General features: G+C 32.9%; 4 protein-coding genes and 2 pseudogenes. 2 read left to right on the top strand and 4 right to left on the bottom strand.

Annotation, left to right across the window (positions count from 1 at the left end; translation table 11 throughout):
* Window positions 1-311, top strand: a pseudogene (locus ACFIQC_RS09000) (virulence-associated protein E); the annotation flags it as partial.
* Window positions 312-1,345: 1,034 nt separating this feature from the next.
* Here ACFIQC_RS09000 and ACFIQC_RS08995 read toward each other — a convergent pair.
* From ACFIQC_RS08995 to ACFIQC_RS08980, 4 genes are all read right to left on the bottom strand, one after another.
* Window positions 1,346-2,338, bottom strand: coding sequence for a hypothetical protein (locus tag ACFIQC_RS08995; RefSeq protein ID WP_375707069.1), 993 nt, complete (start codon window positions 2,336-2,338; stop codon window positions 1,346-1,348).
* Complete coding sequence (locus tag ACFIQC_RS08990; RefSeq protein ID WP_375613858.1) at window positions 2,307-2,921, bottom strand: hypothetical protein; 615 nt, start codon at window positions 2,919-2,921, stop codon at window positions 2,307-2,309. Before ACFIQC_RS08990 ends, ACFIQC_RS08995 begins: the two co-directional genes overlap by 32 nt.
* Entirely contained in the window at window positions 2,911-4,695 is a 1,785-nt protein-coding gene (locus tag ACFIQC_RS08985; RefSeq protein ID WP_375707068.1) for an MFS transporter, read from the bottom strand. Before ACFIQC_RS08985 ends, ACFIQC_RS08990 begins: the two co-directional genes overlap by 11 nt.
* 160 nt (window positions 4,696-4,855) lie before the next feature.
* The gene (locus ACFIQC_RS08980; RefSeq protein WP_375707067.1) at window positions 4,856-5,599 is read right to left on the bottom strand and encodes a radical SAM protein; all 744 of its coding nucleotides are present in this window, start codon (window positions 5,597-5,599) and stop codon (window positions 4,856-4,858) included.
* A gap of 1,089 nt (window positions 5,600-6,688) precedes the next feature.
* On the opposite strand from ACFIQC_RS08980, the pseudogene ACFIQC_RS08975 reads away from it, so the two are divergent.
* A pseudogene (locus ACFIQC_RS08975) lies at window positions 6,689-6,786 on the top strand (integrase); the annotation flags it as partial.

The raw sequence follows: 6,786 nt of genomic DNA, 5'->3' as shown, positions 1-6,786 counted from the left end.
GGCAACAAAGCCAACCAATCAAAAATACTTTAGCAGAAACCTATTTACGTATGCGGGGTATTACATGTGATTTGCCTGCTGATTTACGCTTTTACGACAAATGTTCGCACCCCTCTGGGGTTACACTGCCCGCGTTGGTGGCTCTTGTTAAGGGCGCTGGCTCTTTCGCCATTCATAGAACCTTTTTACAAGCCAATGGTTGCAAAACAGACCAAAAACCAGCAAAAGCCATGTTGGGATCTGTAACAGGTGGTGGGGTGCATTTAAGCCAAGCCAATCCAAAACATAAGGAATTATTTAACAAACTTTAGAGCTTTTATGCTGTTACAACTATCTTCGTGAAATTTATGAAGACAAAACCCAAAAGGCGGTCGGCCTACAAAACGCTATGAATAGCTCACCTTGGTGAAAAATCATAGGACCACACAATAGAGAAATCTCTTTTGACAGTTTTTCAAGCCAATCGCTCAACGCTCTTTTTAGTGACATTCTCTTCATTGCTCTTTTTTCAAAGAAAATGATCAGAGTTCTTCTTACAAAGAGTTTTGTTGCTTTTGGAGAGTTATTCCAATGTTTATGTTATTTTTTTAATAATAAAAAATAAAAAACATTATATTTTAATATTTTTGTTTAGGATCTTGAGCTACTCTATGGAAATTTCTATTTTTGTAAAAAATCCAAACGTGCAACAGCATGGTAAAATATATTTTTATGACGTTGGTGATGATCTCAAGAGAAAAGAAAAAACCTTACGATAATAGGAGTCATTTGGGAGTATTGATGGTATTAAGTGAATATCAGCTACAATATCATTGGGATTTATATTACTCGTAATTGGCATTTTGGATGCATGGCTCATTTGTTCTGCGAATTATTGGACTTGAATGTTTAATCTATAAAGCCCAGTATTGATGATATTAGAATAAAAGCCATCTTGATTTGTAAGTTTAATCGAATGCAAATTGAGAACATTCGATATAATAACAAGCGTATGCTTCTTAGCTAGCCCCTTTTAAGTAAGATAATAAGTCCACCTGCCATACTGTTTTGATTGGGGTTGAGCTCAGCTTTATAATAAACATCAAGCTTAAAAATACCGTTCGCTTATTTTGAGTTACATCAAACTGAAATACCTATAATTCTTTCTCATCAAAAATCTTGAATAAAAAAGGCAAGTTGCTGCTTAAATTACTGCTAATATCAAAAAAATCAAAGCCAATTTTGCCACCATCTTTGACACTTTTAGTATATAAGATCCCGATACATGAGACAAGCACCATATCGTTCTTCCATCGGTATGTCCTATATCTATTCACGAAACATAGCTGCTTCAGAGTGGGAAATACTATATATTTGTAGCAATTTCTTTTAATTGATTCATATCAAAATACAAATCCGATACCTTTTGGCAAAATTTATCAAGATAAATAAACAATTCATCAGAGAGAGAGATCTTTTTTTCTCGAATTCTCATTAAATCCTCAGTTTTATTATTTAACGGATGCGCTTCAAAATTACTTGCACGATTTCCTGCTAATTTGGTAGGCATATAATGATTTATGATGTTACAAAAACTACAATCTAAAGGGCCTGAAACATTACTTCCAACCATACCAACGTAGTTATTTTTATTCTCAAAACACTTATATAATTCTTTAATATTACTTGCAAATGGCTTATAGACAAAAGCATTATAGCCATATTCGTGAATTTTTTCATAACCACATTTCACGAATGTCTCATCAGCGATATTTAAGAAACCCAAATCTGGAATTTTTGAAGGAAATTTCACAGGCTGTTCTATTCCAAACAAATTATTCTTATCTATCCTATCAATAAAATAATTCCACTGCTCAAAATTAATACTTGCATTGAAATCAATAATAAATTTTACATTTTTGTTTTCATTAACAATTGCAATTGTATCATCCAAATACTGATTCGATGATTTCAATTTTATCAAATCGTAATTACGTATCTCATCATCAATAATTGCACCTATTCCTATCGTTTTAATAGATTTCATTAATCCAGAATTAATAATTTTAGCCATTTCAACTTTTTTTAAAAAATCTTCCAACCCAAAGAAATAGCTTAAAGAATTTACAAAGTGTTTACTTTTATTTATTGATCGTTCATTTATAGGTTTTATAAAATCGTCCGGCATTTCTCCGTGACTAGGTGATAATGGCAACTCCATAGCAAAGGGCGAAATAACTTTATCCTGAGCAGTAAATAAAATTATCAGTTCTGTTTTTTCAACTAACACACCAGAAGAACTGTGAAAAGAATCCGATAGTTTATATTTATTGGTGTAAACTCTGATGCGTATATCCATATTTTATCTCACAGCCAGAAAAAAAATCCCGTATCATATTTAACTGAAATCTATTCTCATACTTTTTTCTATTTTCAAAATTAACTAAAATGAACTCGGGAGTAGCGATACGTATTAGAGCTAACACTTCTGCCAAATCGAATCTCTCCGATAAAGTAATCGTCACACTATATGGTACGCTATCTTTTTTCATACATTCTATGTTACGCACCCACGTTTGTTTATATTTTTTACTGTCTAGATTTCTTATCTCTGAAATAACATCTGTGCCTATTTGTATCCCTAAAAAGAACGGATTACTCTTTAATAGCTTCAAATATGGTTGAATATAGATGTGCCCCCCTGTTGCAATCCGAAAATATTTTTTGCAAATGAGACACATACAAGTATATTTATGAAGTAAATCATAATCGAGCTCAAAAGGCTCTCCACCAGAAAGAATAATAAAATCAGATTTTATGTCATTTATTGTATATAAAGATTCAGGCAACGCGTCATCTCTCACCATATATTCCATCGAATACGGACAATGATTGCAGCCCGCACTGCAATTTTCATTACAAATTACAATATTATCGCCCATGAAATTTCTTATTCAAGTTCATATAATCCAATACTAATTGTTTCATGAAAATATTTTGGTATAGAGAAAGATCAGAAATTTTTTTAGCCACAAACGCTTTTATCATTGGTAAAGCTTCATCCTTTGATATAGACAGCAAATGAGAAATATAGTCTATCCGTTCTTCTAAATTGAGAGATAATCTTGGACTGGTGAAAAATGTTAAGATATCCAATTCCGGACTGGCTTCTTGACATAAATCCCAATCCACTACCATAAAAGAACTATCAGAAGTAACAATGATATTATCAGGATGTAAATCTCCATGTGATAAGATTATATTCTTGCTTAATCGATCTTGAAAGATCTTATTGATTTGATCAATAATCGCCTTTTGATGTAGCAAATCCATTTGGCTCAATACAGTACCCCGGATAAACTCCCATTCGACTATTTCATCGCAAAGTGTTATCAAATTTGGTGCAGGATAGAGACTTTGTCGAAAAGAGCCATCCTTGATGTTTTCATTAATGCACGATGCTTCCGGATAAATTTGCCCATAGCAAAACTCTTGATGCTTGCGTTTCAAGAAATGTTGTTTTGACGATTGTGCATTTTCAGGCTGTAACCAAATGATTTCTTGTTTTCTGACAAAAATAATTAAAGCAGACACCCCAAAAATCACAGCCATAATCACTGCCAACCACAAATTAGCTTGCCAGAATGTTGAAAAAACATGACCGTATAAAAAACTGAATGCAAAGGATACAACAGCTGTAATAATGGCTGTAAATGATAAAACAGTCGCGATAGCTTTGGGATCAATCAGTGAATTTATAAGAAGAGACGACAGGTAAGATCGATAAGCAGATTTAAAAACACATAGCAGTAAAAATCCTAGTATAAGAGCCGCAATGATTTGAAATGACATGAGAAAAAAAGCAATGGTTACCATACAACCAATCATTAAGACGGGAAAAATAGGATTTTGAAACTTTGAAAAATACTTCTGAAACAATATATTGGAACTTGCTGAAAAAAAATTTCCAATGATAAAAATAATCGAAACCAAAATAGCAGGTTGAAATGGCAAAAAATCAGAAAATGCGATAGAAACAGTTCGATTATTAACCAAAATAGCAAAAGCTGAAACTGCACTTAAAAAAATAAGAGTGAAGCGATAAGGGTTTTTGACTTCTTTACGGCTGGCGCACATAACTGTGAAAATACTCGGATGAGCGTTGATGTGAAAACTATCTAATCCCTTCGTCAGTTTTGAAAACATAAAAATAGCAAAAATTAATGAAAGGACTTGAAAAATTACAGGCAATGCAGGATGCACATAATAAAGTATTCCCCCTAAAAAAATAAGTACCGTTGTCACACTATAGGTAACAGCAGCCACTTCTGACTTAACGGAAAACAGTGTGCGATGCTTTGGTACTACAGAAAAGAGTAAACTATCTTCCGCACCTGAGAAACAAGCGGCCGCTAATGTAATACACAACAAATAAGTGGCGTAAGCAAAATATGCATAATTCATAAAAAGAGCTAAAAAACCGCAAAGAAAGAAAAACAGCCCAGTATAAATAACGCGCTTACTTCCATAAACATCTGATAATAAACCCAAGGGGACCTCTAAGATCAAAGGAAGCAATAAAAAATAACTACCGATTAAAACAATATCCGCTTGCGACAAATGCAATTTTTCCGACAAAAAAAGTGGTAAAACAGCAACCACTAGAGCAGTAGACTTGCTAACGCTATAAATCTTAAATTGCTTAACCTTATCCACAAAATACCTTCCCACGACATCCGCTACATGCGCCAGATTCTTTCAAAGATTTTAAAACGCTTTGAGCAGACCAATCTATTGCCTCATAATTTTGTAGATTCCCAAAAGCTTCTGAATAAAAGCAATGTTTTAAATCTCCATTATAGTCCAATACCAAGGATCAAAATGGAAATAAACACATTAACGGCGACGAAACGTACGCAGAATTTTCGCCTAAGTAATAATTAATACAATTTACAAAATTTTGTGACGTCCATGAGATTTTCCTTTCTTGGAACTTTTTATCTATATAAATCTGGAGGGGGGATTCTTTCCTTGATAATTCATCTCTCAAATGAAAAAGTGAAGCGTTTGGCGGAAGAGTTTTGTTTCTTAAAGCCTTAGATCGATCCTTTGTATTATTTTTTCTAGAAAAACTAAATGACAACGTATCGAGCGGGCTGAATCCGATATAATCGACATCTTTGCTTATACAAAAATCGATAAAATTAATAATATTTTCTAGAATCTCTTTGGTAACTGTCGCTCTTATTCCTATACTTTGCAGAGGTTGAAGATTCTTAACTGTTTCAATGTTTTTCCACACGCGATCAAATTTATTCGCCCCCCGTATATCATAATATCCTTGGACACTAGTCGAATCCATAGAAATAACAATTTCTTTTATGTCATACTGTGAAATCCATAAATTTTTATGCAATAAGATGCCATTAGTATTTAATTCAACGGGCAGACCTAGTTCATTCAACGTTAATAAAATATCTTTAAGCTTCGGATGCATTAAAGGTTCTCCCTCAGAAAGCATCACTGAGGCAGCTCCTTTTTCTTTCAACATTCTAAATAAGGGTATTAAACTTTCTGGAGTATGCCAATTTTTTTCCTTAATCTTCCAGCAATCGCACATGATACAAGGGCTATTGCAATTCTGGATAATATGTATAATAGGTGTTACAGGTACTCATAATTTTTTAAGATCAAAAATCGAATCTGACGCACTAATCAAGTTTTCCTTCTTTAAAAGAAAGCCATTCTTTTCTAGTTCTCTTAACAAGATTGAAAAATCTGATGCTAAAATCTCTGTCTCTACATTAAGCTTTGCCGCAACAGTTTCAATTTTCTGATTCTGTAAAAAACTGAATCAATTAAAATTATAACTGAATCATTAAGCACAATAGTCTAAAAATCATTTAATCTAGTTATGCTATTCTCGTCGAGATTAATACGAAACATTTCCCCTCCTAAATTGTTTATTAATAATACAATGGATAAGGGCGCTGCAGCGCTCTTATCCTGTTTTTTTATTTTTTTCTATCTCACACCAATGGTTTATAACAAGTTAAAGTTGCACTGTTCACAGTGCCAATCACCTGCGGTTTTTTATATGACATAATATCCCCCTCATATTGTTATTATGTACTTTATTTATATTCAAGACAATTAGTATTTTATAAAAAGTTTACAAATTTATAATTGTAAAGTCAATTTAACTGTATTGCGCAATATTCAGTTTGGAAAACAAATTAGCCTATACCGGTATAAATCGAAAAACTCTTGTGCTCAGCTAATTTCCATTTTAATTAGTAAGTTCATTCAAAAAGTATTATTCCTGATTTCAATGGCTATTTCACTTAAATCGCAATAAGAAATATGCAATGTTCTGCTTTATCAAGTAATTTTAAAAAGATTTTTTTGGGCTGAAATAAAGAATAGTTGTTGCGTAAATCAGCTTCTCAGAAGAAAAATTTTTCAATTATTTTTCTGTTTTAATTGTAATTTTGTGAAATACTACTTGCGGTGAAATTACTTTTAAAAGAGGTTCTACTCGACGCCAAAATACAAACTTTTATTTCTTATTAAAGATACAATCATATTGATTTATAATGATAATTTAGCACTATTCATATCGAATAAGAATCCCAAATAACGTAGGATTCTCTCATTTCAAATCTGCGTATGTTGAAATCAACTAAAACCACTTGCTTGCACGTCACAAGCCGGCTTGCTTCTTCACAAACGTAAAGATGGTGGTGCTCAATGGCTGTATCGTTATACCATTCATGGGCGGCGTCGCGAAATGGGCTTGGGTGCTTT

The organism is Bartonella sp. AA126HLJHH, assembly GCF_042197425.1.
Classification (GTDB): domain Bacteria; phylum Pseudomonadota; class Alphaproteobacteria; order Rhizobiales; family Rhizobiaceae; genus Bartonella.
This window is presented reverse-complemented; position numbering and strand designations above follow the sequence as displayed.

Coding starts and splice junctions, on each gene's coding strand:
- ACFIQC_RS08990 (WP_375613858.1), bottom strand. CDS start 2,921: ATGGGCGATAATATTGTAATTTGTAATGAAAATTGCAGTGCGGGCTGC.
- ACFIQC_RS08980 (WP_375707067.1), bottom strand. CDS start 5,599: ATGTGCGATTGCTGGAAGATTAAGGAAAAAAATTGGCATACTCCAGAA.
- ACFIQC_RS08995 (WP_375707069.1), bottom strand. CDS start 2,338: ATGGATATACGCATCAGAGTTTACACCAATAAATATAAACTATCGGAT.